Origin of the sequence: Paraburkholderia sp. RL17-373-BIF-A (assembly GCF_046030175.1) — a bacterium.
Lineage (GTDB): Bacteria > Pseudomonadota > Gammaproteobacteria > Burkholderiales > Burkholderiaceae > Paraburkholderia.
Genome location: NZ_JARESO010000179.1, coordinates 1 through 2,995, shown reverse-complemented (window position 1 = coordinate 2,995; position 2,995 = coordinate 1). Strand labels below are relative to the sequence as shown.

General features: G+C 58.0%; 1 protein-coding gene and 1 pseudogene. One reads left to right on the top strand and one right to left on the bottom strand.

What is annotated here, in order from left to right; genetic code table 11:
- Positions 1-1,426, bottom strand: a pseudogene (locus P0D80_RS49205) (IS3 family transposase); the annotation flags it as partial.
- A 1,269-nt stretch (positions 1,427-2,695) separates the two neighbouring features.
- Here P0D80_RS49205 and P0D80_RS49200 point away from each other — a divergent pair.
- The coding region (locus P0D80_RS49200) for a hypothetical protein (protein WP_408295756.1) at positions 2,696-2,995 on the top strand (300 nt) is incomplete at its 3' end.

The following is a 2,995-nucleotide window of genomic DNA, read 5'->3' as shown; positions in this document are numbered from 1 at the left end:
GCGTATGTACGATTCGAGAATCTCAATGAAGCGATCAACGGTCGTAGCACGCCAGTCACGAGGATAGAACAGTTCCGTTTTTGAGCCGACCGAAGAAGCCTTCACAGGCCGCGTTATCGGGCGAACATCCTTTGCGTGACGTCGAACGAACGAGCCCCGCATTGCGCATCCGAGATAGCCATCCAGGCCAACGATAGTGCGCACCGCGATCGGAATGAACCACTGGTCGATCATCACCGTCAGCCACCGTCTCGATGGCCGAATCCAGCATGGCATTGACGAGTTCGGCATCTGGCCGTGTGCCGATTGACCAGCTCACAACGAGCCCGTCGAGGCAGTCGATTACCGGCGACAGATACACCTTGCCGGCTGGAATCTGGAATTCAGTGATGTCGGTAAGCCATTTCTGATTCGGTGCGGCTGCACGGAAATCACGATTGATGAGATTCTCCGGAGCGGGGCTGGTTTCTCCTCGATAGGAGCCGTAGCGACTTCGTCTGGTTGTGGCAGCGGCCAAACCCTCCTGTCGCATCAAACGTCGCACGACCTTCTCCGAGATGAAGACCTGCTGCCTGCTCAATGCCGCCCGAATTCGACGATAGCCGTAGCAGCGGTGATTGCATTCGAAGATGTCTGCGATAACGCGGCGCGCGCCAGCATGTCTGTCAGCGACAAGCAGAAGCGCACGGTGATAGAAGTAGGAACTGCGGACGAGCCCCAGAACGGCCAACAACTGGGCAACGCATAGGATTGTTCAGGGCATCAACCAGCGTCGTCTTCTCCCGGTTGCTCAGGAGCTGCGGGTCGATGCCCATCCTTTTTTAGCAGTTCGTTCGCTTTCTTGAGGATGTCGTGCCCGAGCTCCAGCTTCCGAATGTCGCGTCGAAGCGATTCGACCTGCTCCTCCAGCTCCGCACGCTCAAGGGTCGGTGCTGTTTTCTTGTGGCGTCTCATTTATGCTGGAACCTCCCGACCAAAGGCCTGCTCACGCCCGCTCTCCGCGCAACTATGCTTGCGCATTCGTCGCTGGTGCACAGTTCAATGACCGCTGCCTGCCTTGCTTCGTGCGATTTCGGAACGCTGCCCGCTGCTCTGTCGACAATATGCTTTCCGATCTCGGGGCACAATTCCTCGATCCATTTGGCAAACGTCCCCCGACTCGGATAACCCAAAGCCCTCAAGGTGGCGGCAGCACATCGGTCATGGCTGAGAAAGTGATCGACGGCAGTCTGTTTCTGTTCGGCCGAATAACTTCGTGCGGCACGAACATAGCCGGTTCGCAAAGGTGACACTTTTCGTATTCGCGATGCCACGCCTCCAGCGAATTCTTAGTGGGATCACCCAGCTGTCTGATGGTCGGCGCTGATGCGCTTGCCCAACTTCAGATAGAGCTGCGCTGCTCGAATGCGTATTCGTATGAGTACACGGGCTACCTCCTGGTAGTCCAGGATTTTGTCCACACCCCCTCCGGCAATGGGTGCTCGGCGCTCCAAGATCTCGCCCCATGACCACGAATTTATCTTCAACCGAGCGCCCGGGCGCGGCTCCGGCGGGGGTGAAATCACGATAGGTCCGCATGAAACAAGGGCTCAAACGTGGGCGGACGATCACCCCATAATTTAAGCGTTGTCAGACGTCCGGTTTTCGCGGAGTCCAGCCATCGAGTCACAGATCAGTGAGTGCCGCCTCCTTGGCCTCTCGAGGCTGACACCCCCCGGCCTTGCCGATAATGAGCTTCCTGACTTCCCGGCGCAGATCATCGAGTCTGGTCGCGAACGTCCCGCGCCCGACTATCCCAGTGTCATCACAGGGCTGTCGAGTGCGTTTGCAGCACCATTCGAGGACGAGCTTACTGGACCTGACGTGCGTAATGCGCCACGACGTAGGGTACTGCCGAAAGGGCATAGGGCCTTGTTTGATCGACAGCGTCGCCCGTGCCGACTGCTAGAGACGCGCCGGAATCTGCGGCGACACGCTTCCAAATGGACATTGCGTAACTTCTTGACACCGGCAAATCGCTGCCAGAGAGCTGCGCGGCCATCAAAATCAGAGCCGGATTTGCAGGGCCGTGAGGGGTGGGGGACTGCGGGTGAAGGCTTCAATTCGAGTGGAGTATCTCGCGGCAAGCAACAATTACCTGTGCGCCGCGATGACATCAGATGCAGACCAGTGCAAGCCATGGTGCGCGGAGGCGTCGTTCCATCCACGCTTCGGGCGGCCTGTCATCGTATTGCCTGCGCTGGGATCGGATCAGTGGGTATTGTGACCCGCACAAGGCCCCTGCGCGCGTCCCGCAACTGAGTCGGTGCTGGGCGCATTGTCGCGGAGATGAGGGGCCAGCATCTGTCTGCGCACGGCGGAGATCCCAACAAGTTGACGACACCGACGCGACCTTTGAGGCCCCTATCTGCAGTCAGGAGCCGGCCGCATCACTTGCGGGTTGAGTCGAAAATGCCATTGACGCCGTAGCAACGATCCATTGGGTGTGTGCGGGCATATGCACGGACGGATGCCGTTTAGGGAGCGGTGAGGCGTCGATCATGGCAATGCTACCGCCGCGGTTTGCGCCGCGTCGTATGACCCCAGCCACATAGACCTGTCGAACAAAGCTGATTGAATTCAGGCGATGACCTGATAGCTTGAAGGACGCGGGCGCGCGATGATTCTTTCGAAATGAGAAGAATAGGGGCTCAAGATGTCGAAGCTACGCATTATTTTGATTCCGAGCTGTGGTCAACTGCGCCTGGCGGCGCACAATCATTCGGTTGTCTCTCCATGTCTGCTGCTGGTGGCCGATGACTCAGCGATTAACCTGCCGACGGGTTGCAAAGTTTATTGCTTCTCAACCGGTGTCCTGCTGTCGGTCTACCGTGAATTGCGGCACCTAACCGTCGCAAGCCAGCAGATCGTTAAGTTCGACGCGTTTCTACCAGTGGCGGCGAGCCTGGACGTGCTGCATGCTGTTGATCAATTGGCAAAGGTAGATGCAGAGGCC